Source organism: Streptomyces sp. NPDC001508 (assembly GCF_040298665.1).
Classification (GTDB): domain Bacteria; phylum Actinomycetota; class Actinomycetes; order Streptomycetales; family Streptomycetaceae; genus Streptomyces.
In genome coordinates this window covers 206,054-231,163 of record NZ_JBEPAP010000007.1, presented here as the reverse complement: position 1 = coordinate 231,163, position 25,110 = coordinate 206,054, and the positions used below count along the sequence as shown (strand labels likewise).

Here is a 25,110-nt window from a genome sequence, read left to right as displayed (position 1 = left end):
CGGTGCGCGATGGTGCGCACACCCGCTTCCAGGCTCTGGAGGTGGGCGAGCTGCGCGCGCCGGGCGAGCGCCCACTGATCATGTGTGGCCTTCGTAATGCTGCCCGCCCACCGGGAGGAAGACTCCTCGGTCAGGGCCCGCTTGCGCTGCGCCCATTGGCCGGTGTCGTGCTCCAGCCCGGCCGCACAGCGGGCCTTCAGGTCGCGGGATGCGAGCGTGCCCAGATGATCGCCGACCAGGCGCAGTACCTTCCCGTCCTCGGTGGTCAGCCCCTTGAGCCGGTCGCGGATCGCGACTCCCGAAGGGCCGGGGAGCACGAACGGCGCCGCCATCTCCCGCACCCTGCCCATGCCTTCACCCCCCGTCCCGGCGTCTTGCGAAGAGCCCGTCACCGTACCCAACGACCACCATCAGGAAAGGTCCCACACTCGACAGAGGAATCTTCGTTCTGCCCCACGCGGTCGCACAGGCCCCAGCCCGGACACTCACTCATGTGCACCCAAACACGCCCGTGCACAGTCAACCGCCAGCAGTCCGCAACCCCTCACCCCCACAACACGGACCCCCGCGCCTGCACCCGCGCGGCGATCCGGTGCAGCAGGTCGTCCACGGGCAGCGCCCCCACACGGCGCCCGTCCCGCAGCCGTACGGCCACCGACCCGCCTTCGGCCTCCCGCTCACCGATCACGGCCTGATACGGGACAAGGCGCGCCGCCCGGACGCGGGCGCCGAGGCTGCCGTGCTCCAGGCCGGCGGTCTCGGCCCGCAGCCCCCGGGCGCGTGCCTCCCGCACCACCGCCCGGGCACGCTCCTCCTGAGCCTCGGCGACCGGCAGCACGACGAGTTGTACGGGCGCCAGCCACGCCGGGAGCGCCCCGCCGTGCTCCTCGACGAGATGCGCCACGGCGCGTTCCACACTGCCGATGATGCTGCGGTGTACCATCACCGGCCGGTGCCGCGCCCCGTCGGCGCCGATGTAGTGCAGGTCGAAGCGGGCGGGCTGGTGGAAGTCGATCTGGACGGTGGAGAGGGTGGCCTCGCGTCCGGCCGAGTCCACGACCTGTACGTCGATCTTGGGGCCGTAGAAGGCGGCCTCGCCCTCCGCCTCCTCGTGGTCGAGGCCGGACGCGGCGAGCACCTGCCGCAGCAGGGTGGTGGCCCGCCGCCACAGCTCCGGGTCGGCGACGTACTTGCCGCCCTCGCCGGGCAGCGACAGCCGGTGCCGGGCGGCGCGGATGCCGAGGTCGGCGTAGGCGCGGGCGATCAGTTCGAGGGCGCCGCGGGCCTCGTCGGCGGCCTGTTCCAGGGTGCAGAAGATATGCGCGTCGTTGAGGTGGATGGCCCGCACCCGGGTCAGCCCGCCGAGCACCCCGGACAGCTCCGCCCGGTACATGGCACCCAACTCGGCGATGCGCAGTGGCAGTTCGCGGTAGCTGTGGGAGCGGGAGCGGTAGACGAGGGCATGGTGGGGGCACAGGCTCGGACGCAGTACGACCTCCTCCGCCCCGAGCCGCATCGGCGGGTACATGTCGTCGCGGTAGTGGTCCCAGTGACCGGAGATCTCGTACAGCTCGCGCTTGCCGAGCACGGGCGAGTACACGTGCCGGTACCCGGCGCGGCGTTCGGCGTCCCGGACGTACTCCTCCAGGGTGTGCCGGACGACGGCGCCGGCGGGCAGCCAGTACGGCAGGCCCGCGCCCATCAGGGGGTCGGTGTCGAAGAGTTCCAGCTCGCGGCCGAGCCTGCGGTGGTCGTGCATGGTCGTCTCCTCCAAACGGAGGGCGAGTGACCACGTGACGGAGCCCCGGGGCACTCGCCCCGGGGCTTCGGACTGGATCAGGTGTCAGCGCGCCGGGACGGACTCCGGCGTCGTCGTGGCCGACGGCTGCGGCTGGGCGCGCTTCATGCCGGGACCGTAGCAACCGGGACGGCGGGCGGGCCAAGGGTTTTCGGGTGGGGGTCACTCGGTCGGCTCGCCCGGCTGGTGGGCGGGGCCGGTGGGTGGTGGCGTGGGGGAAACGATCAGTCGAGGGACGAGGAGACTCGGCCTCGGTCACCGGCCCCAGGAGCCCGCGATGTCCCTGCCCCCGGCCCGCCTCCGCGCCGTCTGCGGTCTCGCGCTCGCCGCCGCCACACTGCTCACCGTCCCCGGCTGCCTCACCAGGGAGCCGGAGCGGGCGGCGGCGGAACCCGGTGCCGTACCGTCGCCCTCGGCCGGGCGGCGCGCCGAGGGCCGAACGCCCGACCTCACCGCGGCGCAGGCACAGGACGCGCTGATCACCATGGCCGACCTGGGCGCGTCCTGGGGACCGACGCAGGGCGCCGCGACCTGGCGGGACGGGCTGCTGAAGGCGACCACCGACATGCCCGAGTGCCAGCAGCTGATGGACGCCCTGTACACCGAGGAACTGTTCGGCGACGCGCCGGGAACGCACGCGGTGACCGCGCTCGACGACGGTGACGCGGGCGGCCAGCTGCGCTATCAGGTCGCCACCCGCGGCCCGGCCGCGGTGAACCGCACGCTGGCCTGGCTGAACGGACTGCCGCAGACATGCGGCCGGTTCACCGCAAAGTCCCAGAGCGCGGGCGAACTGGACGTCCAGGTCTCGGAGATCGAGCTGCCGCAGGTCGGCGACGCCCGGCAGGGCCTGCGGATCACACTGACCGGCGCGACCACGTCCGAGGACGACGAGTCCTCCGCCCTCACCCTTGAGGTCGCCGCGGCACGGGTCGGCGAGGACGCGATCGTCGTCACCAACGGCACTCTCGGCGAGGTGTCCGAGGACGCCACCGACCAGGCCCTTGAACTCGGCACCCAGCGCCTCACCCGCATCCGCGAGCAGGGCCGGACGCAGACCTGACGACGGGCCCGCCCGCCGCCCGCGGCGCCGCACGGCCCACGAAACGCACCGGGGTACCGGGCACCGCCTGCACGGCGGCCGGCAGGCCGGCGGCGCGGACCCACCATCACCGCGTGACGCCCCGGTGGCCGGCGGCGCGGACCCACCATCACCGCGTGACGCCCCGGTGGCCGGCGGCGCGGACCCACCATCACCGCGTGACGCCCCGGTGGCCGACGACGCGGACCCACCATCACCGCGTGACGCCCCGGTGATCGGACGGTCCGCGAGAAGGACCACGGCCCTGCACCGCCCCCAAGGCCACGCCCTGGCCGGACAGTTCACCGGCACCCGCCCGTTCCACGGCGGACGCCGCTCGTCACAGGGGTGGCTGGGCGGGCGCGGGCCCGAGGGTGGTGGTGCCCGGGGCCGTACGGTGTCCGAGGCCGGTCCGATAGGCGTCCAGCGCGGCCTCCACCCGCCCGGTACGGCGCAGCAGATCACCGAGGAGCCGGCACAGGTCGGCGAGGTCACCGGCGGCACCGGCCCGCTCCAGCAGGCTCAGCGCACGCACATAGTGCTCCTCGGCGGCCTCCGAGTCCCGGGCGTCCTCGGCGATGATGCCGAGCAGCCGGTGCGCCCCGGCCGAGTGCACGGCGCCCCGCTCGGAGGAGAGGTCGCCGAGCACACCGTGCAGCAGTTCGGCCGCCTCCTGCGACTTGCCCCGCCGGTGCAGCACATCGGCGAGTTCGACGGCGACCTGACTGCTGTAGAGGGCGGCGCGCTTGGCGGAGAGCATCTCCAGCGCCTCCCGCAACTCGGCTTCGGCACGCTCCAGTTCGCCGTCCTGCGCATACACATAGCCGCGCATCCAGTGGCAGTTGGCGAGTTCGGTACGGATCTGGAGCTGGCGGTACAGCTCGACGGCCTTGGCCAGCGAGGCGTCGGCCTCGGCGACCCGGCCCTCGGCGAGCAGGGTACGGGCGACGGAGCGGTGCATACGGGCCACCAGCGCGGGGTCGGCGACCTGCGGGGCGAGCGCGAGAGCGAACTCGGCGGCCTGGGCGGCGCGGGCCTGGGCGCCCATGTCCATGTAAGGGCCGATGACGCTGGCGTAGAGCAGCAGCAGGGCGTCGGGATCGTGCAGCCCGCCCCGGTTCAGCTCGTCCAGGGTGGACTCCAGCAGATAGACGGCGTACCGGAGTTCACCGGCCAGGTAGTGGGCGACGGCACGTCCGCGTACGGCCGGCACCCGGACCGGCAGCGGCTCACCGGCCATACGTTCCTCGGCCCGCTCGAAGTACTCCCGCGCCTCGGCCAGGTCGCCGGTGTCCAGGGCGCACTCGCCGAGTCCGAGCAGCGCGGTGGCCTGCTCGTGGGCCAGCCCATGGGTCTCGGCCTCGGCACACAGGACGTCGTACTGACCGGCCGCCTCCTCCGCCGCCCCGGTGGCCAGGGTGCGCTGCGCCTCCGTGAGCCGCAGCCGCAGATCGGTCGCGAGGTGCGCGGGCCGTCCGATGGCCAGTTCCTCGAAGGCGACGCCGAGCCGCCCCGCGATGTGCCGCAGCGCGTCGTCGGAGGCCCGCACCCGCCCGGCCTCCAGGGTGGAGATATAGGCGGGCGTGTAGGCGGGTTCGGCCAACTGCCGCTGCGTCAGCCCCTGTGCGGTGCGCAGCTGTTGCACCCGTCGCCCGACGGTCTCCGGGTCGTCTCGCTCCTGCATCCTGCGGCTCCCCCAACTGCCCCTGGTCCCCTTGCCGTTAGGCTCGTACAACCCCTAGGTTAAACGGCGGGTTAAGCATGTTTAATACGCCGCTGATGTTGCGAGGTAGCCGTGCTCGGACACTCATCCGTGCGTGACGGAAGCCCCACCGCATTCCCCCACCTCCGGCTCCGTTCGCTCAAGGGAACCACCGCCGCCCGCGGCCTGATCGCGGCCGTACTGGCGGCTGCCGCCCTGATCGCCGCCGCGAACGCCGGTCCGGCGAGGGCCACCCAGGCGCCCCCGCCGACGGTCACCCACCCCTCACCGTCACGCTAGCGCCAAAAGGCGACACCCGGATGCCGGGTGTGCTGGTCGGGTGTGCCGTCGGTGGAGGGTCCGGGTTTTCCGGATCAGGCGGATTGCCGACCGGCCGCCTGACCGATAGGACTGTCCGCGTGTCTGATCAACGGAACTTCGCGCGTACGGTCGTGGCGCTCTCCTCGGTCGTGGTCGCCGGCTGCGCGGTGGCGGTCACGATCAAGGTGATGAGCACGGACCCCCAGCCGAGGGTGCTGGACCAGGACGGACTGGAGCGGCAGGTGATGGCCGACATCCAGGGCGGCCGGCCCGGCCCCGCCGACCGGCTGTCCTGTCCCGCTTCCGTCGTGGCCGACAAGGGCAACAAGTTCGAGTGCCGCTACTGGGACGCGGACCTCAGCACCGCGAAGTTCGTGGAGGTCGAGGTCGTCAGCGACCAGGGCAAGGTCTCGGCGGCGTTCCTCGGCTAGTGGACGTGCCTCGCACGTGGTGCTGCCGACTGCCGCGATCGGCGGCACCGGAAAACGGTTCGACGGCTTTGCCAAGTCCTGGAACAGTGGCACACCATGGCGAACTCCGAGCCGGTGACCGTCGCGGACGTACAGCTCATGCAGGGCCTGGCACAGCGTGTCACCGCCGTCCGCCCGGACCTGGTGAACAGCGACGCGTCGTTCGGCGAACTGGCGTGGAACTGGGGCAAGGGGCACGCCCGCGACGGCGCGAGCTGGCGGCGTCGGCTGTGGTTCTCCGGCGGGGACCTGGTGTCGTGGGGCTGGGCCCATCTTCCGCATCGGGTGCGGCACACCGACGGGTCGGTGAAGGACGTCACCGGTGCCTATCTGGCGTATCAGGTCCATCCCGACCATGCCGGGCTGGTCGACGAGGTGATCGACTGGTACGACGGTACGGCGGCGGACGTCGAGCGTACGGTGATCCCGGGTGCCGCCGATGAGTTCGCCCTGCGGCGATGGGCGGCGCACGGCTATGAGACCGACCCGGCCGCGCTCGGCGACACCGGGTCCTGGACCCAGCTCAACCAGCGGGACCTCACCGATGTGGAACAGCCGGTGCTGCCGGCCGGCTTCCGGTTCCGCACCGCCGACGAGGCCGGGCCGAAGGCCGCGGTCCAGGCCCATCTGGACGCCTGGAGTCCCTCGACGTACACGGCCGAGAGCTACCAGGGTGTCCGGCGGGCGCCGGGATACCGCGGCGACCTGCACATCCTGGTGGAGGCGCCGGACGGGACGATGGCCTCCTCGACGATCATGTGGCTCGACAAGGCGAACAGGACCGCTGAGTTCGAGCCGGTCGGGACGCATCGGGACTACCGGCGTCTGGGGCTGGGCAGAGCGATGCTTCTGCACGGGATGCATCTGGCACGGGCGGCCGGGGCCACGCATATGACGGTCGCCTGCCTGGGTGCGCCGGGACATCCCCAGGCGCGCGGGCTGTACTACAGCGTCGGCTTCCGAAAGTTCACGCGGGACGCGCCCCTCATCAAAACCGGTACCGCTGGCTGAGGGCACAGGCACCTTCAACACCTGTGCCCGTTCCGCCGGTGGGGGTCAGCTCACTTGACGCTCCGCAAGAAGGCACCCCACGCCTGCGGCGCAACGCCGAACCGTCCCGCGCCGGGGTTCTTCGAGTCCCGGACAGCGACGAGCGCGTTGAGGTCGGCGACCTCGACGCACTCACCGCCGCTGCTGCCGCTGTACGACGACTTGCGCCACGCAGCCGTACCGAGCGCGGCACACTCGACGCACTCACCACCGTTGGTACTGCTGTAACTGGACTTACGCCACACGACGTCCTCCATCACGAGGGGCCTCAAGGTCATTTGAGTTCCCGCAGGAAGGCGGTCCAGGTCTCCGGCGCGACGGCGAACCGCCCCGCCTTGTGGTTCTTCGAGTCACGAACAGCGACGAGGGCGCGGAGATCGGCGACCTCAACGCACGCACCGCCATTGCTGCCGCTGTACGACGACTTGCGCCACACGGCAGTGCCGAGCGCGGCACACTCGACGCACTCACCACCGTTGGGGCCGCTGTAGCTGGACTTACGCCACCTCGCGGTCTTCAAGTGCTGGCTGGTCTCCATAGCGTTCCTCCGTCATGCGGGGTCGCTGAAGGGTCACTTGAGGTCGCGCAGAAAGGCACCCCATGCCTGCGGCGCGACGGCGAACCGCCCCGCCCCAGGGTCCTTGGAGTCCCGGACAGCGACGAGCGCGTTGAGATCGGCGACCTCAACGCAATCGCCACCGGTGTTGCCGCTGTACGACGACTTACGCCACGCAGCCGTGCCGAGCGCGGCACACTCGACGCAATCACCACCGTTGGTGCCGCTGTAGCTGGACTTACGCCACGTCACGGTGCTCAACTGCCGACCGTTCTCCATAGCGTTCCTCCAACACGTGGGGTCGGTCTAGGTCACTTCAGGTCGTACAGGAAGGCGGTCCATGCCTCCGGCGCGACGGCGAACCGCCCCGCCTGCAAGTCCTTGGAGTCACGGACAGCGACCTGGCCGCCGAGGTCGGCGACCTCTACACACTGACCGCCGGTGTTTCCGCTGTACGACGACTTACGCCACGCAGCCGTGCCGAGCGCGGCACACTCGACGCACTCACCACCGTTGGTGCCGCTGTAGCTGGACTTACGCCACGTCACGGTGCTCAACTGCCGACCGTTCTCCATAGCGTTCCTCCAACACGTGGGGTCGGTCTAGGTCACTTCAGGTCGTACAGGAAAGCGGTCCATGCCTCCGGCACGACGGCGAACCGCCCCGCCCCAGGGTTCTTGGAGTCCCGCACGGCGACGATTGCGTTGAGATCGGCGACCTCAACGCAATCGCCACCGGTGTTGCCGCTGTACGACGACTTACGCCACGCAGCCGCCGCCGTTGCTCTACGTCGCGGTGCTCAACTGCCGACCGCTCCCTAAAGCGTTCCTCTAACACATGGGGTCGGTCTAGGTCACTTCAGGTCGTGCACGAAGGCGGTCCATGCCTCCGGCGCGACGGCGAACCGCCCCGCCTGCAAGTCCTTGGAGTCACGGACAGCGACCTGGCCGCCGAGGTCGGCGACCTCGACGCAATCACCGCCGTTGGTGCCGCTGTAACTCGACTTACGCCACGTCACAGCCTTCGTCTGCCGACTGGTCTCCATAACGGTCCTCCATCACGCCAGCGATCAGGTCGGCCGAGTCCTCCGGAGAGAGGGCAGTGGCCTGCAAGCGAGCGTAACCGACCGAACGCTCCCTGATTACTTGCGGATTGGCCGTCATATGCCCCTGGTCGTAGCTCTCGCAGTAGTGGAGATCAGGGTCGCCGTCAAAACGTAGGACGTTGAACGAGCCCATCATCCCCGCATGCGCTCCGACGTCGAACGGCAGCACCTGGAGATGCACCCACGGATTGTCCCGGAAGGTCAGCAGATGTGCCAGCTGCTCGCGCATCACCACACGGCCGCCGACCGTCTGGAGCAGCACCGACTCGTCCATGACCACCCACAGGACGGGCGACTGCTCCCGCTTCAGGATGCGCTGCCGCTCCATTCGGGCCGCGACCATCTCCTCGACCCGATCCGGGTAGTCCACCTCCAGCAGAGCCGCTGCGTACGCCTGTGTCTGGAGCAGCCCGTACACCAGTTGACACTGATAGGTGGAGACGTAGCTGGCCTTCCCCTCCATCTCTGCGTACGACTGAAACCAGTGCGGGAGCTGACTGCGAAGGACCAGCCCCACCAAGCGCGTGAAGCAACCGTCGGTCATGAGGGCCGCGTCCACCCGTTCGGCGAACTCTCTCGTCGGTACCTTGAGCGTCGTTTCGATCTGGCCGATCAGTGAACCCGTGCAGAAGACGATCCCGCCGAGTTCCTTCTGCGTCAGCCCCGCTTCTTCCCGTTTTCGGCGCAACTCGTAGCCGAAGTAGTCCAACGGCGATGCGCTCGGGTCGAGTTCACGGATGTGCACCATATAGCGCAGCGTAACCGACCCGCTCCGCTCAGGTGAGGCAAATCACAAAACCGCCCCACCCTGAAGCGGCGAGGGCCGGCCGGTCATCCTCCGTGTCGCACCACCACCGCACAAGCGGTCCGCAGTGAACTCGCCCTGATGCGGAACGAGTTCGCGAGCCTGCCCACCTCGCGCCGATCGCCCCGCTGATACCCCGGCTCATCGCCGCCGACCTCGACGCCGTCGGACTGGACGCCACCGACCTGCGTAAGGTCGCAGACCTGGTCGACCAGCGCCGCGCTACCTTCGATGCGATCAACGAACCCCGTCTCCTGTCGGATGGTTCCTGGACGATCAACTGTCTTCGGGACGCGTCGGCTTCAGTGCCCTCACTCGGCGGGTGATCGACTTCGATCGCACCTTGCAAGGCGATCCGACGGCTGACTGAACCATCCGCAGGGCGAGGGCCAAGCCGGACGGGCGAGCGGCGTTCTGGGAGACGTACGGCCTCCTGGCCCGGGCCGGCGCCGCGACCTGCCGCTCAGCGGGCTCCCGCAGGGGCACGGAGCTGTTCGGCCAGCCGCTCGAGTTCGGCTGCCGTGGCGGGCGAGAAGTCGTTGAGTCCGCTGTGCACGGCCGTCGGGCTCTTCAGGAAGCGCCGGAGCACGGCCACGAGGAGCCCTTGCGGCAGAGCCCGCAACGCGGCGAACGCGCGAGGTACCGGCGGCGTCTCCATCGCGGCGAGGTTGTGCCGCATGAGGTGGAGCATGCCGCGGACCGCGTCCGCATCGTCGGCCAGCACCACCGGGCCGCCCGCCGCGAGTACCGCCTGACCGAGCGGGACCTCGAACGCGGCGTGCGTCCTGAGCCAGGCATCCATCTGCGGCTCGGCCTTGGCGTTGATCCCGGCGGTACGGAACGTCTCCACGATCCGTACCAGTCGCGGGGTGGTACGGCCGTCGGGCTCGCCGATCGGCATCGCGATCCGGCGGGTGATGAAACTGCTCTTGCGGTAGCGGACCACGTCGCCGTCCATCGTGCCGCCAGTGATGGGGAAGCCGAGCAGCACCCGCTCGTGGCCGATCACCGCACCCAGCGTCTGCGGGCCGGCTGCCCAGTTGAGCAGGAACAGCACATCACCTTGGACACCGGCGAGAGATTCCAGCACTGCATCCACCTGTTGGGTGCGGACGAAGACGGTGATCAGGTCGTACCCGCCGTCCGGGTGCTCGACCACCGGTACCGGCACCCGCTCGACAGCTGGGCCGTCTTCCTCGGCGAGCTGCACTCCGTGCCGGCGCAGGGCGGTCAGGCGCTCGCCCCGGGCGAGGAGCGAGACGTCGTGGCCGGCCTCGTGCATACGGGCGGCGAACAGGCTGCCGCAAACCCCGGCGCCGTACGCGAGCAGCTTCATGACAGCCCTCTTTCACACGTTCGTTTGACTCATACGTTCGTTTCATTCAAACATATGTAGAGTCCCTCGTGTGGCGACCCCAGACACCCGCACCCAGATCCTCGACGCGGCCGAGCACCTCTTCGCCGAACACGGATACCGCGGCACCTCGGTCCGCGCGATCACCAAACTCGCCGGAGCGAACCTGGCCGCCGTCGGCTACCACTTCGGCTCGAAGGCGGAGCTGATGGCCGCAGTCGCCCGCCGCGTGATCGAGCCCATCAACGCTGCCCAGTGCGCCGGGCTCGACAAACTGCTCGCCCGGACCCCCGACCCACCGGTCAGCGAACTGGTGGAGGCATTCGCGGGGCCGCTGTTCGACGAGATGCCGGCCGGCGACGAGGGCGGCGCCCGGACGTCCCGGCTGATCGTGACGATCCTCAGCGACCCGGCCGAGGAGGCACGCAGTTGGACCGGCCCGGCCGAGGACTCGGTCCGCGAGCGCTACCTCGCAGCCTTCGCGCGCGTACTGCCCGGCCTTTCCCCCCAGGAGCTGCGGTTCCGGATGCGGGGGATCCTCGCCGTGACGGCCGTCGACCGCCTCGAGGTCCACCAGCAGCCCTCCCCTGGCTGCGTGTCCCCGGTAGCGGGCGAGGCGGCCCGGCGATGGGCGATCACGTTCCTGACGGCAGCGATGAGTGCACCACCGACCCGAACCTGACGCGCTTGTGCGTCCCGGAGTATCCGATCGAAGGTGCCGTCCCTGGCCCATCGGCGGAAGCGGGTGTGCAACGTGGCCCGCGGTCCGTACCGTTCGGGCACCTTCCGGCAGGCTGTCCCGGTGCGGAACGTCCACACGATCCCGTTGAGGACCCTTCGGTCGTCCGACCTCTTCCGCCCCCCGCAAGGACGCGGGCAGCAGCGGCCGGACGGACTCCCGCTCGGCATCGGACGGTTCATGGCGACGTATCACCCAACCGTGATCCACTGGCCGGGATCACACCGATGGTGTCCTCACGCCTGCGGCAGCAGCGGTTTCACCGACTGTGGCCCATGCCCGGCGAGATAGAGCTTCATGGCGCACTGATCCTCGGCCTCGATGAACACCTGCTGCCCCCAATGAGCACTGAGACGGTGCGCGACATCAACCAGCCGACGGCGTTCCTCCGGCGAGTATGCGGGGAACCGGACCCAGCCCCGTTCGGCGATGACGTTGCCCAGATCGTTGAACAACACTGCCCGCGCGCGCTGCTCTTCTTCCTCGGTGAGCGGCGTGGAGTCGCCTTCCGCAGGCTGCAACCGGACGTTGTACAGGTCTCGGATCATCAGCTACTCGCAATTCGTTGGCTCTGTTCCGGAGAGACTATCGGCGCAGCCAGTGGCCACAACTGCCGGAATATCCGGGTGTCTCCCCTGACCAGGATGCCCTGCCCCACGACCTGCGGCACTGGATGCCATGGGTCTCACCGGCGCCATTTTGACGACAACTCCTGGGCGGTCCTCACCGTCGAACGGGGGCACGGGCAGCCTCAACAACTCACGCCGGTCGAAGGCTTCGGCGAGTGCCGGCACACGTTCGGCATTACGGCAGCACCCGAACCCGTCGACATCGTTCTGCGGTAAGCCGGGCCCGAGGGCCGGCCGGGTCAGGTGGGCGACGTGGGTGGCCGACGTGCGGACACGCGTGGCGCCCGGCTCGTGCGTCGGCGGTTCGGCCGGGTAGGCCGTCTCTCGCAACCCGCGAGGATGCCGGTGGCCGCGGCCTGCCCGCCCCCGGTCGACACTCCGGCGAAGGCGAGGGAACATAAAGGGACGGGGCGCTTCCGGCCTCCGCTTTGTCGCCGCGATGACGCGGCGATCGGAGTTCCAGGTGACGAGCCCGCGTCCGCGTCCAGGGCGACGCGCAAGACGGCGCGCAAGGCAACGTCCGCGGCAACGTGGGGTGAGGCATGCGGCCTAGGAGTGACAGGCGCGCGCCGACCGGAAAAGCTTCGGGAGGCGCGGACCACCGCACCGGATCACGTGCGGATCACCGCACCGGTTCATGTGTGGACCACCACACCGGATCACGTGCGGACCGCCACACCGGATCATGTGTGGACCACGTCGGCAGGGCGAGCCGACAGCACGGCCTCTCATCCGTATCGGTGAGCATCATCGCGCTCACAGTGGTGGGTGTCGTGGCCGCGGCCACCGTGCACCTGACCATGCTCTTCCTCTACAACGCCCCTACCAACTCCTTCTCCCAGCGGCACGCCGCCGACATCGAAAAATATGTCGCCCCCGAGTTTGTGCAGGAGTGGCAGCTTTTCGCGCCCGATCCGCAATCGGTGAACACCCATGTGCACGCTCGCGCGAAAGTCCAGATGCCCGGCGGAAACCTCACTGATACCGGCTGGGTGGACCTGACCGCGATGGATCAGAAGCGGATCGTGCACAACCCTCTCCCCAGCCACGCGCACCAGGACGAACTTCCGCACGCCTGGTCCAACTTCGTCGACTCGCTCGACAACGAGGGACGTCCAACTGGTTTGTACGGGGAGCTGATGCGGCAGTACGTGCTGCGTATCGCCGCCCATCGTCTGGGACCGCAGGTCGACGGCGGCACCGTGCGATTCATCCAGCTGCGCTCGGCCGACACACCGGTGGGAAAGCCCCCTTGGAGTGGTCAGCAGGCCGACACACGGACCGGCTATGCGGTTCAACCGTGGTGGGACGTCAACGCGGAGGACTTCAAGTGACCGCACACCCTTCGGCCACGCCCGGCCGCGCACCCCAACCGTCCCCGTCCGCCCGGCTGTCGCGCGGCATCGGCGCCGCTGTCGGGCGAGGGCTCGCGCGTATCACCAGCGATGTCGTCGCGCCGTACCAGTCGGCCGTCGTTCGCATCGGCTTCTCGCTCACCTGGCTCGCCCTGCTGCTGCGCGAGTGGGTGCACCGTAACGAGCTGTACGGGCCGGACAGCGCTTGGAGCTGGGCCATGGCCCGTGAATGGAACGCGACGAACCAGGCGTTCACCGTACTGACGTGGCATGACAGCCGATTGTGGTTCGAGATCGTCTACGTGGCGGCGATCGCCGCGTCGGTGATGCTGCTCCTCGGGTGGCGGACCCGCACCGCCTCGCTGCTCTTCATGATGGGTGTCCTGGCGCTCCAGAACCGTAACCCCTTCATGGGGGACGGCGGCGACAACGTCATCCATCTCATGGCGATCTACCTGGTGTTCACCCGCTGTAGTCGGGTCTGGTCGCTGGACGCGCGGCGTGCCGCACACGGCCGCGACGGTGGCCGGGACGTGGTCGGGATCGTGTTGTGGGCCTTCTTCACCACCGTACTCGCCCTGGCCACCGGGCTGGGCAGGTTGGGTACCGGCTGGGCGTTGCTGCTCTGGGGCTTCGCCTTCGCGCAACTGGCGTGGTGGCTGGTTCGACACCACGCCCCCGGAGAGCCGCGCACCGTCATGGAAATGGTCGGCAACGTGGTGCACGCGGGCGCGATGTTCGTGATCGCGGCCCAGGTGTGCCTCATCTATGCCGCTTCCGGCTGGTACAAGATCCAAGGCTCCTTCTGGCAGGACGGAACGGCGCTCTACTACGTGCTGCACCTCCGCGACGTCACGCCGTGGCCAGCTGTGTCCCACGCCGTCGCCGGCAGCAGTCTGATCGTCCTGCTGCTGACCTACGGCACGGTGATCGTCGAAGTCGCCTTCCCCTTCACGCTGTTCAACAGCCGAGTGAGAACCGTGATGGTTGCGATCATGATGTCCATGCACGCGGGCATCGGAATCGTGCTCGGTCTGCCCTTCTTCGCGTTGGCGATGATCGCCGCCGACGCGCTCTTCCTCCCCACTGCACTGCTACGCCGGGTGGGCGACCGCGTGGCCCGCACGGCCTCCCGAAGCCGAGCGATGACACCGCCCCCGCGACGCACGCCTTCGCAGACAGCAAGGCCGTAACTCCTGAACGCTGCCGCGTTCGCCTTCGAGCGCGCCGAGGACGGCAGCGTGACGGCCGTGGAGCTGTGGGGCGCTGACGGCGCGTGGGCACGCGCGGAGCACGGCACGGCACTGCAGGCCGGGCCCCGGCTGCTGTGGGAGGCGGTGGAAACCGCACACGAGCTGTACCTGGACAACGACCGGCCCGGCCCGGATCGCTTCGGCGTGACCGTGACCCCCGAGGAGCAACGCACCTGGCTGGACTCTCCGAGCCACCCGATACCGAACATGCCTGCCCCGGCCTGACAGTCCGCGCCGGGCCGACTCGATGTGGAGAGGCGCCTCGGCATAGGGGGCGCCTCGACATGGCGGTTTCCAGGGGGGGCGCCTCGACATGGGGACGCGCGCCGCTCGATGAGCCGGCCATGCTCCACCGCGCTGCGGTCAGGCCGCCGGGAGCCGGGTGGAGGTCAGGAGACGATGCGGTCGGCGAGCCGGTGGAGGACCGTTCGGCGGGGACAAGCCGAACAAGCTGGTGAAGTCAGGCACGGTCAACTCCAGCGGAAACCTGTCCGTCACCCTGGACCTCAAGCGGGACACCAAGGTCAGGGCGAAGTTCGCGGGCGATGCCCGCTACCAGCCGCGCACCGTGGCCAGCACGGCCGGCGCCCGGGTGAAGGTGTCCACGTCGGTCAGCGGCCACTACAAGACGAAGAGCACGTGGGGCCACACGTACTCCTTCTTCCACAAGTCCAAGGACCCGCTGTTCACCACCACGATGTCGGCCTACCCGGGCCGCAAGCAGCGGCTCACGTTCCAGCTGTACTACAGCGGCCACTGGTACGACGCCGGCTCGGACTACTTCGCGCTCAGCTCCACGGGCATGTCCAACGTGCGGCTGGAGGGCACCCACGACACCGGCTGGCGCTTCCGGGCCCGCTCCTCCTACGTCAACGGCGGCTCCGGTGACACCGTGAACTCGACCACGCACGGCGCCTGGAAGTACTTCACCTTCACCAGCTGACGGGCCGGGCGGCTCAGCCCTGGGTCTGCAACTGTCGGAGATGCTGCTGGACATGGTCCAGGGCGCCCTGTCTGCGGCCCGGGACGCGGCGGCGTAGCTCCGCGAGGGCGGGGCCGAGTTCCCGGGCGTGGGCCGCGTCGGCGATGCGGCCCCACTGGTGGTGGGCCCGGTCCACGGCCGCCTCCACCGCGGGCGCGTCGGCGGGCTGCCCGGCCGCCAGCCGGGCCCCGGCCACGGTCAGCCAGGTGCGGCAGCTGCCCACCGCGTCGCCCGCGAACATCGCGAGGTCGGCGCGGACCTCGGCCCAGTGCAGCGCGTCCTCGGAACCCGGGCCGTGCGCGCGCAGCGCGGCCTGTTCCCACCGCGCGGCCAGCGCGTCCGCCTCGGCGTGCCGGCCGGCCTGTACGGCGGCGGTGATCGCGGCGTGCGGATCGCCGTCCGCCGGGGCGGGCGCGGCCAGCAGGATGTTGCCGGCCGCCTCCTCGCCCAGCCGGGCCACCACCTGCTGGTGCAGCTGCTCCAGCGGCGGCCGGTGCCCGCTGCGCAGCACCGTCGCCACCGCCTTCATGTACGACGGCACGGCGAGGGTGCGGCGGGCCGGGGGCGGCGCTATCCGGCCGTAGACCGGGTTGCCCCGGCCGGAGTCGAGCGGTGTGGTGCTCAGGTGCTGCCAGGTTTCGGCGTCCGTGTGCAGATCGACGACGAGGGCGGTCGCGCCGGACGGGCGCAGCCGCAGCTCCTCACGGATCCAGTGCCAGGGGAAGGCGGTGTAGCGGACGGTCGCCGCGGTGGTGCGGGCCAGCGCCAGATGCGGCAGGCGCTGACGGCGGTCGAGCTGGAGCTGGCCGGTGACGAACACGGTCAGCGGGCCGGGGGCCGCCGCGGCGGCGCGCAGCCTGGTCAGCACGGCCTGCGGCTCCACCGGGTCGGCGAGTTCGACCACGTTGGCGGTGTCCGTGCCGGCGAGCACGTCGGGTGCGACGGCCGCGAGGACGGGGAGTACGCAGGCCGCGTCGACCAGCCGCCCCCGGCCCATCGGCGAGGCCGCGAGCAGCAGCACGGTTCCGGGCATCGTCCCTCCCCTGTCGATCACCTAGGGCAGCACGGTAACCGCTGCTGCTGCAAAGAAGGGGCTCAGGAGCGCAAACGTCCCCGTACGGGAATCTGGGCGGGAGTCCAGCCCAGCACCCGCCGTACCGCGAAAACCGTGGTGTCGTCCCCGAGATGACCGCCGGTGTGGCGGAGCGTACCGGCCCGCACCGCGGACACCAGCCGCCTCGGCTCGGCCGTCCGCGGATCCGCGGCCACCGCCCGGGCCACCTCTCGCTCCACCGGATAGAACACCCCCTCCGCGTCCCTGGCCTCCGTCACCCCGTCGGTCACCAGCAGCAGGGTCTCCCCGGCGCCCAGCGCCACCCGCCGCACCCGCGGCGGTCCGTCCGCGAACTCGCTCATGCCGAGCGGCAGTCCGTCACCGGGCGAGAGCAGCCGCGCCCCGCCGGGGGCGACCGCCATCGGCGGTTCATGGCCGAAGTTGACGATCTCCACGAAGCCCGACTCACGGACGGGGAAGCCGACCAGCAGGGCGGTGGCGAACCGGTCGCCCTCCTTGCGGCCGAGGTCGGCCATGTACCGGCGGTGGCGCAGCATCCGGGTCTCCAGCAGGACGGCCACGGCCGCCAGGTCCCGCTCGTGGTAGGCGGCCTCCCGGAAGGTGCCGAGCAGCGCGACGGCCGTGTCCACCGCGCCCAGGCCCTTGCCCTGCACATCGCCGACGAAGACACGGGGGCCGTGGGGGCCGGGCTGGATGTCGTAGAAGTCGCCGCCGACACGGGCGTCCGTGTCCGCGGACAGATAGACGGCCGCGTTCTCCAGGCCGGCCCAGGCCGGCGGCAGCCGGCGCAGCACGGTGCGGCGGGTCGTGTCGACGACGTCCCGCATGTGCAGCATCAGGCGCTCGGCGCGCAGCCGGACCACGCACGCCAGTGTGGCGAGGAACCCGCCGAGCGCGACCAGGACGATGTCCGGCAGGCCCGCCTGGTACTGGCTCGGCCAGGCGGCGTCCACGAGGATGTATGCCAGCAGCGAGAGCACCGCGAACCCGGCCGTGGTGCACACCCCGCAGATCGCGGCGGCCGTGCCGGGCACAAGGACGATCCAGGAGATGACGCGGAACTTCTCGGTGGTGCTGACGTCGACCACGACGATCAGCCCGAGCAGCAGGAGCGGCACCACCCACGCGACGCTGAGCCCGTGGATCCGCAGCAGTTGCTGCCGCGGCGGGGCGTCGTCGCCTTCGATCGCGGCGTGCGGCCCGCCCTTCATGGACTTCAGACAAGCATGGGTGCGCACCGGCCGCATCCGGGCACCCGGCCCGTACGACTTGCCAGGCCCCCGGCCCAGGTGTGCGCTGGAAGCCCGGGGCGCGTCCCGAGGGGGCGCATCTCGCGAGCGCATCTCCGTGGGGCGCGCTCGTGGGGCGCATCCCGAGGGGCGCGTCCCGAAAGGCGCATCCCGAGGGGATGCATCCGGGGGCGAGAAGAGAGAGGAGTGCTCTCATGACTCATGCGGCACCCGCGTCCGGGGGCATGCCCCGCGAGCGCCGGCAACCCGACGTCTTCGACGAACGCACCCACGCGGTGGCCCGGCTGGCGTTCCCCGTCCTGCTCGGGCTGCTCTACGGCTACTGGGCCGCGGCCAACCGACGCGACGGCGGGCCCATCACCGGCGGGAACCTGCTGTTCGGCTTCGTGACCGCGCTGGTGTTCGTCCTGGTGTACCTGGGCGTGCAGGCGCTGGCCCCGCGGATGCGGCGGGAGGTGCACGCGCTGCTGTGGACCGCGTTCGGCGGCATCGCGTTCGGCTTCCTGTACAGCCAGTCCGGGGAGTCCGCGCTGCGTTCCGCCGGCATGTCACTGGCCGTCGCCGCGGTCATCTTCATCGTGATCTTCTATCGCTACTACACCCACGAGGACGCAGAGGGCCACCGAATCCGCTGACCCCGCCTCCGGCATGCCCCGCCGCCGGGCGGGGACACCGCCTCCGGCACACCGCACCTCGGGCCCGCCCCGCCACCGGGCGGGGACCGCGGCCGCGACCGCTGCACACCACTGCGGCCGGGACCGCCACAGAGCGCGACAGAGCACGACACGGCACCGCCGCCGAGGCGACCGCACGTGGGCGTCTGGTGACGGTGGCGGTGGCGGTGGCGGTGGCAGTGGCAGTGGCGGATTGAATACGGTCCGCATTCCACCCGATTGCAGTCATAACGGTCGCCTTTCGGGGCCGAAGGACGTTGGCTGGGAGGGTGCCCCCACGTCTCAGGAGCGCCCTGTCGGCGGCGCTGATCGGCCTTTCCTGCCTCATCGTGCCGTTCGGTGCGCTGGCGGCCTGGGCGGCGTACGGTCTCACCGACACCGGCCGGTACGTCACGACGATGGCGCCGCTCGCCGCCGACCCGGACGTGCGGGACGCGGTCGCCGACACCGTCGGGGCCGGAATCATGCGCGAGGTGGACCAGAAGTTCGACGTCAGCCCGGTGCGGGGCACCGTCGGGCCGTTCGTGCACGACGCGGTGCACTCCTTCACCCAGACCCGCGCCTTCCGTCTCGCCTGGGACGAGGGCAACCGCGCCACCCACGACGCCGTACTGCGCGCGCTGCGCGACGAGGACGCCGAGGACGACCTGTTCGAACAGCCCGTCACCGTCGACCTCGCGCCCGTCACCGCCCAGGTCAAACGCCAACTCGCCGAGGACCACATGCCGCTCGCCGACCGGATCCCGGTCGAGCACACCGTGTTCGCCGTCCTGCCCGCCCACGAACTGGCTCCGCTCCGGAAGGGGTACCACGTGCTCGAAGTCGCCGGCTTCTGGCTCCCCGTGGCGGCCGTCGTCTTCGCCGTCGCGGGCATCGCCCTCGCCGTCCACCGCCGGCGCGCGATCACCGCGACCGCGCTCGGCACGGCCCTCGGCGGCGCCCTGCTCGGCGTCGCCCTCGCCATCGGCCGCCGCCTCACCCTCGCCGACCTGCCAGCCGACGTCCCCCAGCCGGCCGCCGGCGCCGTCTACGACGCCCTCACGGCCACCCTGCGCACGGTCTCCTGGCTGCTGCTCGGCCTCGGCCTCACGGTGGCCGTGGTCACCTGGCTGACCCGGAACGTACGCACTCTGTCCCCTCGGCCGCGTGATCTGCCCACCCGCCCGGACCCCGCCCGGTCGCCGCGTCCCGCCGCATTCGACGACGAGCCCGTACAGACCGAAGCCGGCATAGGAGCAGGCTGGCCCCCAGGAGGCCCCACCGCCACCCCCGGAGCCTGACCACGACAGCGGACACATCCGCTCGCCGCAAGCCAGGTCGGCGGCCGTCGCGGGGAGTTGGGCCTGCGGAGGCGGTTCGCCGCCGTCGGACCGGCCGCCCCGCCCGTGCCGACCGGCGCCTTCAGCACCTCCGCTTCCTGGACCTCGCCGCCACGGACTACCGCGCGGTCTCGTCGGCTTCACGTTCCACCGGCGGGAATGCCGCCGGAGGGTGGGCCAGGGCCCGGCCGTAGTGACCCGGACATGACCGGCACATAATGGGCGCATGTCCCGCGAGTTCCCCATCGGCCTCACCCCTCCCGACTGGCTGGTGCGGAACTTCCGACCGCAGCGGGCGCCCGTCAACCGGCCCGCCATGGTCCGCGCGGCCGTCGCCATGGCCCTGCCGCTGGCCCTGGGACTCGCCACGGGCCGCCCCGACTACGGCGCGCTCGCCGCGATGGGCGCCCTGTCCGGCGTCATCGGCGACACCGCCGACGCCTACCACCTGCGGATACTCAACATCGCCGTACCGCAGCTCTTCGGTGCCGTCGGCGTCGCCCTCGGCTCGGCCGTGCACGGCCACGGCTGGCTCGCGGTCGGCGTCCTCACCCTCGTCGCGCTGGTCTCCGGGATGATCTCGACGATCGGCGCGGTGGCCTCCGTGTCGGGACTGCTGCTGCTCCTGAACGCCGTGGTCGGCGCGGGACTTCCGCTGCCCCCGCCCTGGTGGCTGGCCCCGGTCCTGATGACCGGCGGCGGGCTGCTCGTCCTGCTGCTCGCCCTGCTCTCCTGGCCGCTGCGCTCCGGCGTGCCCGAGCGGACGGCCGTGGCGCAGGCGTACCGGGCGGTCGCCGCGCTGCTCGCCGTGTCCGGCACCGACCGCACCGAGGAGTACGACGACGCCCGCCGCGCGGTCACCCAGTCCCTGAACCAGTCGTACGACCTGATCCTCGCCCGGCGTGCCCGGCACCACGGCCGCAGCCCCGAACTCACGCGACTGCTCGCCCAGTTGAACGCGATCACCCCGGTCGTGGAAGCGGCACCCGCCGCCCACCTGGCCGGCGGACCGCTGCCGCCACAGATCCCCGCGGCGGTGCGCCGCCTCGCCGACGCCGTGGCCGGCGCGGGCCCCGTACCGGCGGGCCCGGCCCTGCCGGCACCGGCCGGCGAGACCGCGCGCGCCGTCGACCACGCCCTGCGGCACGCCGCCGCCGTCGTGGCCGCCCCCGACATGGACCCCCGCGGCACCGACGACCGCCCCGGCGGCCCCGCCGCGCTGCGCGTCCGCACCGCACGGGCCGCCCGCAACGTCACCCTGTCCGCCAGCTCCTGGCGCTACGGCCTGCGGCTGGCCCTGTGCATCGGGCTGGCCCAGGTACTGGTGTCGAACCTGCCGGTGCCCCGCTCCTACTGGGTCGCCCTCACCATCACCTTCGTCCTCAAACCCGACTTCGGCTCGGTCTTCTCCCGCGCGCTGCTGCGCGCGCTGGGCACGGTGGCGGGCCTGCTGGTCGCGGCGGCCGTCCTCGCCGAGGTGCCCAGGGGCTGGTGGGATGTGCCGGTGATGGTGGTGCTGGCGCCGCTGATCCCCGCGTTCACACCCCGCGGCTACGGCTACCAGACCGCGGCGATCACCCCGGTGATCCTGCTGCTCTCGGACATCCTGAACCACCAGGGGACGGCCCTGCTGCTGCCGCGGCTGCTCGACTCGCTGCTGGGCTGCGCCATCGCCCTGGTCGTCGGCTATCTGCTGTGGCCGGAGAGCTGGCGCACCCGGGTCGGCGACCGGCTCGCCGACGCGGTGGCGGACACGGCCCGCTACATCGAGTCGGCGTTCCGGCCCGACGCCGACCCGGCCACGGGTGTCCGTATGCGCCGCCGCCTCTACCGCGATCTCTCGGTCATCCGCACCGAGTTCCAGCGCGCCCTGACCGAACCACCGCCCACCGGCCGCCGCGCCGCCGCGTGGTGGCCGCTGGTGGTCGCCGTGGAGAGGATCGTCGACGCCACGACGGCGGCCCGGGTGCGGGTGCGGCACGGCGCCCCGCCCCCGTCCGCCGCCGAGGTCGACCAGGTGGTCCGCCAGCTCGGGGAGCTGGCGGAGGGTGTGCGCCGGGCGGAGACGCTGATCGCGGTCCGTACGGACCTCACCGGACCCGCGGACGGCGTCCTGGAGCCGTTGCGCCAGGAGGTCGCCGCGGCCCGGGCGATCGCGTCCCCGCACTGACGCCGCGGGCGGTCGGGCGTCGATACGAGACCCGTCCCGGCGGCGTGGGTTTCGCGCAGTTCCCCGCGCCCCTGATCCAACCACCGAACGTGGTCGACCGCAGGCCCGTCATGGGTTCTCGCGCAGTTCCCCGCGCCCCTGATCGGCCAACCACCGAACGTGGTCGACCGCAGGCCCGTCATGGGTTCTCGCGCAGTTCCCCGCGCCCCTGATCGGCCAACCACCCATCGTGGTCGGCTGCCGGTCCGGCGTGGGTTTTCGCGCCCATGCCGAGACCCGTAAGACGCCTATGTCGCGCCCGTCCGACGTCGATGTCGCGCCCCGCAAGACGCGACACCACGCCCCGTCAGACGCCGGACACGTCAGACGCCAACGCCAGGCCCCGCAAGACGCCAGCGCCGCGCCCCGCAAGACGCCGACGCCGTGCCCCGCAGGACGCCGACGCTGCGCCCCGCAGGACAGCGACGTCGCGCCGTCAGACGCCGATGTCGCGGCCGTCAGCGCGCCACACCGCGACCACGGCGGGCCGCACGATCTTCCCGGGTCCGTCCGGCCAGGCGCTCGCCGGCTTCTCCACGGACGCCCCGTCCACCTCGCCCGGGTGCTGCACGGCGACCAGGACACGGCGCTCCTGGATGATCGGGCCGCAGGTCTCGGCTCCGTTCGGCATGGTCAGGAACTGCTTCAGCTCACCGCGCCGGGCACCCTTGGTGGCGACGCCGAACAGGCCGTCGTGCGTGCCGAGCGCGTTGCCGTCGGTGGAGATCCACAGGTTGCCGTGCGCGTCGAAGGCCACGTTGTCCGGGCAGGAGATCGGGCTCACCCGGTCCTTCGGGAAGCCCGCGAAGTAGGTGGCCGGGTCGGCGGGGTCACCGGCGACCAGGAACAGCGACCAGCCGAAGGAGGTGGCGTCGGCCCGGTTGCGCCGCTCGGTGAGTTCGAGGATGTGCCCGTGCTTGTTGTTGGTGCGCGGGTTGGCCTCGTCGGCGGTGGGGAAACCGGCCTTGCCGCGGTTGGTGTTGTTGGTGAGCGCGACGTACACCTTGCCGGACTGCGGCGACGGCTCGATGTCCTCCGGGCGGTCCATCTTCGTGGCGCCCGCCTTGTCACCGGCGAGCCGCGTGAAGACGAAGACCTCCTCCGCGGTCATGCCCTCGACGTGCGAGACGGCGCCGTGCGCGGTGGCGGTGGCCAGCGGGATCCAGGTGCCGCTGCCGTCGAACTCGCCGTCGGCGGGGAGCGTGCCGCTGCCGTCGATCTCGCTCGCCGGGGAGTCACCGGTGAGCCTGGCCACGTACAGGGTGCCCTCGTCCAGCAGCGTCAGGTTGTGCTCGCGCGCGGAACGGCTGGTGCCGTGCCGCATCCGCTTGCTGCCGACGAACTTGTAGAAGTAGTCGAACCGCTCGTCGTCGCCGGTGTAGACGACAGGACGCCCGTCCGACGTCATCCGCACGGTCGCCGCCTCGTGCTTGAACCGGCCGAGGGCGGTCCGCTTGCGCGGGGTCGACGTGGGGTCGTACGGGTCGAACTCGACGACGTACCCGAACCGGTGAACCTCGTTGGGCTCCTGCGTGACGTCGAACCGCTTGTCGAAACGCTCCCACTTGCGCTCGGTCGCGCCGGTGCCGATGCCGTAGCGCTTGTCGGTGTCCCGGTTGGCGTTGGCGAAGTACTGGTTGAAGTTCTCCTCGCCGTGCAGCGTGGTGCCCCACGGGGTGGTGCCGCCGGAGCAGTTGTTGAGGGTGCCGAGCACCTTGCGGCCGGTCGGGTCGGCGGAGGTCTTCAGCAGGCTCGACCCGGCGGCGGGCCCGGTGAGCCGGAACTCACTGGTGGCGGTGATACGCCGGTTGAGGTGGTGCCGGTTGACGACGGTCAGCCTGCCGCTCCTGCGGTCCTCCTCCACGACGACGGCCGACAGACCGTGCGCGGCCCAGGCGATCTCGGCCTGCTCCCGGGTGGGGTTGGCGGCGTCGTACCCGCGGAACATCAGGACCTCGTCCGTGTACTCGTGGTTGGCCACGAGCAACTGGCGGTGGTGCTCACCGGGAACCGGCAGCAGGGCGAGGAAGTCGTTGTTGTAGCCGAACTGACCGGCCTGCGCGGCGGCCGTCTGGCGCTCAGGGTCGAAGGCGGGGGCACCGCGCAGGATGGGCTCGCCCCACCGGACGACGACGTTCTGCCGGTAGCCGCCGGGCACGGTGACCTGGTCGGCGGTGTTCGGGGCGACCGGTTCGAACCGCAGGCCGCGCGCACCCTGGCCGGGTTTGACCGGATTGCCCGGCTTACTCGGCTTACTCGGCTTGCCGTGCTTCGCGTCCACAGCGGCGGCCTGCGGGGCACCGGCGACCACGGCCGAGCCCGCGGCGGCGGCCACCGTGACCGCGGCGGCGGCGCGCATCGCGCCACGGCGGCTCAGGGCACCGGCGATGACATCGCCGACGTACTCGTTGGAGCTGGTGTTGGGCACCTCGTGGAAGCAGGCGTCACCACACCGGAAACGGCAGGTCATGGCGGAACGCCCGCCCGAATGCGAGCCGATGATCGGCAGCAGATTGCGCACTTTGCTCTCCCCTTACAAACCCTTGGTGTGGGCGTGACGGTATGGGCAGGCGTGTGCGAGCGGACAGCCTCCAGATGAACGAAAAGTGAACCCCGACGAGCCTCAAAGGTGTTGGGGAGCCAGTCGCCGACGCGCTGGCGCGCACGGCCGTGAACCCGTCGCCCCTGCCAAGATCACCATCTGGGGCCGCTAACCTTACGTGTCCGTCCTGGCCAGGGATCGACGGGCATCAACTCACGCGAAGGGTTGCGCACATGGGCATTCTCACTCTCCTGCGGAACGTATTCGGCCGATCACGCAAGGGGCACACGGCCGCGGCAGAGGGTGCGGATCAGCTCCCTGCGCAGCAACAGCCTGCGGCGCCGGAACAGGAGACTGCGGCGCAGGAAGCCGACCCGAAGCCGGCCCCCGCCCAGGTTCCCGAGCCCCGCCACCCCACCTCCTCGGAACACGACCTGGTGACAGCGGCCTTCGACAACCTCCCAGCACCGGCCACGCCTACGCCGGCGCCTGAGGCGACCACGCCGACCGACGAGACGAAACCGGCGACCGCCGCTGCGCCGACCTCGACTACGACCGCCGACGCGACTGCACCCTCGGCCACGGCCGAGCCGACCGCCGATGCCGGACCGGCTGACGTGGATGACTCGCCCGAGAACACCCCGCCCGCGGCCACGGCAGAGCCGACGGACGCGACTCCGACGGCTGAGGCGACTGCACCCTCGGTCCCGACCGAGCCGACCGACGGACCCGAATCGGCTGACGGCAATGGCTTGACCGAGAACACCCCGCCCGCGGCCACACCCGAACCGACGAACGCGACTGCGAAATCGGCGGCGGTGACTACCTCCTCGGTCCCGGC

Annotated in this window: 25 protein-coding genes and 4 pseudogenes; 12 read left to right on the top strand and 17 right to left on the bottom strand. The window is 71.1% G+C overall.

The annotated features are described in order from the left end of the window. Both ABT245_RS10200 and thrS read right to left on the bottom strand, forming a co-directional pair. Positions 1–350 (bottom strand): annotated as a pseudogene (locus ABT245_RS10200) (hypothetical protein); the annotation flags it as partial. 194 nt (positions 351–544) lie between these two features. Then, positions 545–1,774: a threonine--tRNA ligase gene (gene thrS, locus ABT245_RS10195; protein ID WP_351731231.1), complete on the bottom strand. Its 1,230-nt coding sequence runs from the start codon at positions 1,772–1,774 to the stop codon at positions 545–547. Between the two features lie 301 nt (positions 1,775–2,075). Here thrS and ABT245_RS10190 point away from each other — a divergent pair, with 301 nt between their 5' ends. After that, a complete protein-coding gene (locus ABT245_RS10190) occupies positions 2,076–2,861 on the top strand; it encodes a hypothetical protein (protein WP_351731228.1) in 786 nt (261 codons plus the stop codon). A 358-nt stretch (positions 2,862–3,219) separates the two neighbouring features. Here ABT245_RS10190 and ABT245_RS10185 read toward each other — a convergent pair whose 3' ends face one another. Beyond that, on the bottom strand, positions 3,220–4,563 hold the full coding sequence (locus ABT245_RS10185; RefSeq protein ID WP_351731226.1) for a tetratricopeptide repeat protein: 1,344 nt from the start codon (positions 4,561–4,563) through the stop codon (positions 3,220–3,222). Positions 4,564–4,692: 129 nt separating this feature from the next. Between ABT245_RS10185 and ABT245_RS10180 the strand changes: the two genes are divergently transcribed. From ABT245_RS10180 to ABT245_RS10170, 3 genes are all read left to right on the top strand, one after another. Continuing rightward, entirely contained in the window at positions 4,693–4,881 is a 189-nt protein-coding gene (locus tag ABT245_RS10180; protein WP_351731224.1) for a hypothetical protein, read from the top strand. A gap of 119 nt (positions 4,882–5,000) precedes the next feature. Then, positions 5,001–5,333 carry a DUF4333 domain-containing protein gene (locus ABT245_RS10175; RefSeq protein ID WP_351731222.1) on the top strand — a complete coding sequence of 111 codons (333 nt, stop codon included), beginning with the start codon at positions 5,001–5,003 and terminating at the stop codon, positions 5,331–5,333. 96 nt (positions 5,334–5,429) lie between these two features. Further along, entirely contained in the window at positions 5,430–6,383 is a 954-nt protein-coding gene (locus ABT245_RS10170; protein WP_351731219.1) for a GNAT family N-acetyltransferase, read from the top strand. A 50-nt stretch (positions 6,384–6,433) separates the two neighbouring features. On the opposite strand, the gene ABT245_RS10165 is transcribed toward ABT245_RS10170, so the two are convergent. From ABT245_RS10165 to ABT245_RS10130, 8 genes and pseudogenes are all read right to left on the bottom strand, one after another. Beyond that, positions 6,434–6,700: a DUF397 domain-containing protein gene (locus ABT245_RS10165; RefSeq protein ID WP_351731216.1), complete on the bottom strand. Its 267-nt coding sequence runs from the start codon at positions 6,698–6,700 to the stop codon at positions 6,434–6,436. Continuing rightward, positions 6,697–6,960 (bottom strand): DUF397 domain-containing protein, encoded by a 264-nt coding sequence (locus tag ABT245_RS10160; RefSeq protein WP_351731214.1) that lies wholly within the window; start codon positions 6,958–6,960, stop codon positions 6,697–6,699. Before ABT245_RS10160 ends, ABT245_RS10165 begins: the two co-directional genes overlap by 4 nt. Positions 6,961–6,993: 33 nt before the next feature. Then, positions 6,994–7,257 (bottom strand): DUF397 domain-containing protein, encoded by a 264-nt coding sequence (locus tag ABT245_RS10155; RefSeq protein ID WP_351731211.1) that lies wholly within the window; start codon positions 7,255–7,257, stop codon positions 6,994–6,996. 32 nt (positions 7,258–7,289) lie between these two features. Then, positions 7,290–7,553, bottom strand: coding sequence for a DUF397 domain-containing protein (locus ABT245_RS10150; RefSeq protein ID WP_351731209.1), 264 nt, complete (start codon positions 7,551–7,553; stop codon positions 7,290–7,292). A 32-nt stretch (positions 7,554–7,585) separates the two neighbouring features. Further along, positions 7,586–7,738: pseudogene (locus tag ABT245_RS10145) on the bottom strand (DUF397 domain-containing protein); the annotation flags it as partial. Positions 7,739–7,831: 93 nt separating this feature from the next. Beyond that, positions 7,832–7,996, bottom strand: a complete 165-nt coding sequence (locus ABT245_RS10140; protein WP_351731207.1) for a DUF397 domain-containing protein — start codon at positions 7,994–7,996, stop codon at positions 7,832–7,834. Beyond that, the gene (locus ABT245_RS10135; RefSeq protein WP_351731204.1) at positions 7,983–8,831 is read right to left on the bottom strand and encodes a helix-turn-helix domain-containing protein; all 849 of its coding nucleotides are present in this window, start codon (positions 8,829–8,831) and stop codon (positions 7,983–7,985) included. Before ABT245_RS10135 ends, ABT245_RS10140 begins: the two co-directional genes overlap by 14 nt. A gap of 520 nt (positions 8,832–9,351) precedes the next feature. Continuing rightward, positions 9,352–10,224, bottom strand: a complete 873-nt coding sequence (locus ABT245_RS10130) for a ketopantoate reductase family protein (RefSeq protein ID WP_351731201.1) — start codon at positions 10,222–10,224, stop codon at positions 9,352–9,354. A 70-nt stretch (positions 10,225–10,294) separates the two neighbouring features. On the opposite strand from ABT245_RS10130, the gene ABT245_RS10125 reads away from it, so the two are divergent. After that, positions 10,295–10,924 carry a TetR/AcrR family transcriptional regulator gene (locus ABT245_RS10125; RefSeq protein ID WP_351731198.1) on the top strand — a complete coding sequence of 210 codons (630 nt, stop codon included), beginning with the start codon at positions 10,295–10,297 and terminating at the stop codon, positions 10,922–10,924. Between the two features lie 32 nt (positions 10,925–10,956). Here the strand turns inward: ABT245_RS10125 and ABT245_RS10120 are convergent. Both ABT245_RS10120 and ABT245_RS10115 read right to left on the bottom strand, forming a co-directional pair. Beyond that, a pseudogene (locus ABT245_RS10120) lies at positions 10,957–11,151 on the bottom strand (transposase); the annotation flags it as partial. Between the two features lie 66 nt (positions 11,152–11,217). Further along, complete coding sequence (locus ABT245_RS10115) at positions 11,218–11,529, bottom strand: hypothetical protein (protein ID WP_351731195.1); 312 nt, start codon at positions 11,527–11,529, stop codon at positions 11,218–11,220. An 821-nt stretch (positions 11,530–12,350) separates the two neighbouring features. Here ABT245_RS10115 and ABT245_RS10110 point away from each other — a divergent pair. The 4 genes and pseudogenes from ABT245_RS10110 to ABT245_RS10095 form a co-directional block, all read left to right on the top strand. Further along, positions 12,351–12,944, top strand: a complete 594-nt coding sequence (locus tag ABT245_RS10110) for a DUF5819 family protein (protein ID WP_351731192.1) — start codon at positions 12,351–12,353, stop codon at positions 12,942–12,944. Continuing rightward, positions 12,941–14,158, top strand: a complete 1,218-nt coding sequence (locus ABT245_RS10105; protein ID WP_502982101.1) for an HTTM domain-containing protein — start codon at positions 12,941–12,943, stop codon at positions 14,156–14,158. Before ABT245_RS10110 ends, ABT245_RS10105 begins: the two co-directional genes overlap by 4 nt. A 48-nt stretch (positions 14,159–14,206) precedes the next feature. Continuing rightward, complete coding sequence (locus ABT245_RS10100) at positions 14,207–14,443, top strand: hypothetical protein (RefSeq protein ID WP_351731189.1); 237 nt, start codon at positions 14,207–14,209, stop codon at positions 14,441–14,443. Between the two features lie 199 nt (positions 14,444–14,642). After that, positions 14,643–15,161, top strand: a pseudogene (locus tag ABT245_RS10095) (Ig-like domain repeat protein); the annotation flags it as partial. 13 nt (positions 15,162–15,174) lie between these two features. On the opposite strand, the gene ABT245_RS10090 reads toward ABT245_RS10095, so the two are convergent. Both ABT245_RS10090 and ABT245_RS10085 read right to left on the bottom strand, forming a co-directional pair. Further along, complete coding sequence (locus tag ABT245_RS10090) at positions 15,175–16,233, bottom strand: serine/threonine-protein kinase (protein ID WP_351731186.1); 1,059 nt, start codon at positions 16,231–16,233, stop codon at positions 15,175–15,177. A 62-nt stretch (positions 16,234–16,295) separates the two neighbouring features. Then, on the bottom strand, positions 16,296–17,522 hold the full coding sequence (locus ABT245_RS10085; RefSeq protein ID WP_502982100.1) for a PP2C family protein-serine/threonine phosphatase: 1,227 nt from the start codon (positions 17,520–17,522) through the stop codon (positions 16,296–16,298). Positions 17,523–17,719: 197 nt separating this feature from the next. On the opposite strand from ABT245_RS10085, the gene ABT245_RS10080 reads away from it, so the two are divergent. The 3 genes from ABT245_RS10080 to ABT245_RS10070 all read left to right on the top strand — a co-directional run bounded on the left by ABT245_RS10080 (position 17,720) and on the right by ABT245_RS10070 (position 21,688). Further along, positions 17,720–18,160 carry a hypothetical protein gene (locus ABT245_RS10080; RefSeq protein ID WP_351731183.1) on the top strand — a complete coding sequence of 147 codons (441 nt, stop codon included), beginning with the start codon at positions 17,720–17,722 and terminating at the stop codon, positions 18,158–18,160. A gap of 308 nt (positions 18,161–18,468) precedes the next feature. After that, a complete protein-coding gene (locus tag ABT245_RS10075; protein ID WP_351731180.1) occupies positions 18,469–19,479 on the top strand; it encodes a hypothetical protein in 1,011 nt (336 codons plus the stop codon). Positions 19,480–19,744: 265 nt separating this feature from the next. Next, the gene (locus ABT245_RS10070) at positions 19,745–21,688 is read left to right on the top strand and encodes an FUSC family protein (protein ID WP_351731177.1); all 1,944 of its coding nucleotides are present in this window, start codon (positions 19,745–19,747) and stop codon (positions 21,686–21,688) included. A 475-nt stretch (positions 21,689–22,163) separates the two neighbouring features. On the opposite strand, the gene ABT245_RS10065 is transcribed toward ABT245_RS10070, so the two are convergent. Next, positions 22,164–24,248 (bottom strand): PhoX family protein, encoded by a 2,085-nt coding sequence (locus tag ABT245_RS10065; protein WP_351731174.1) that lies wholly within the window; start codon positions 24,246–24,248, stop codon positions 22,164–22,166. Positions 24,249–24,541: 293 nt separating this feature from the next. Next, the gene (locus ABT245_RS10060) at positions 24,542–24,682 is read right to left on the bottom strand and encodes a hypothetical protein (protein ID WP_351731171.1); all 141 of its coding nucleotides are present in this window, start codon (positions 24,680–24,682) and stop codon (positions 24,542–24,544) included. Positions 24,683–25,110: the final 428 nt, after the last annotated feature.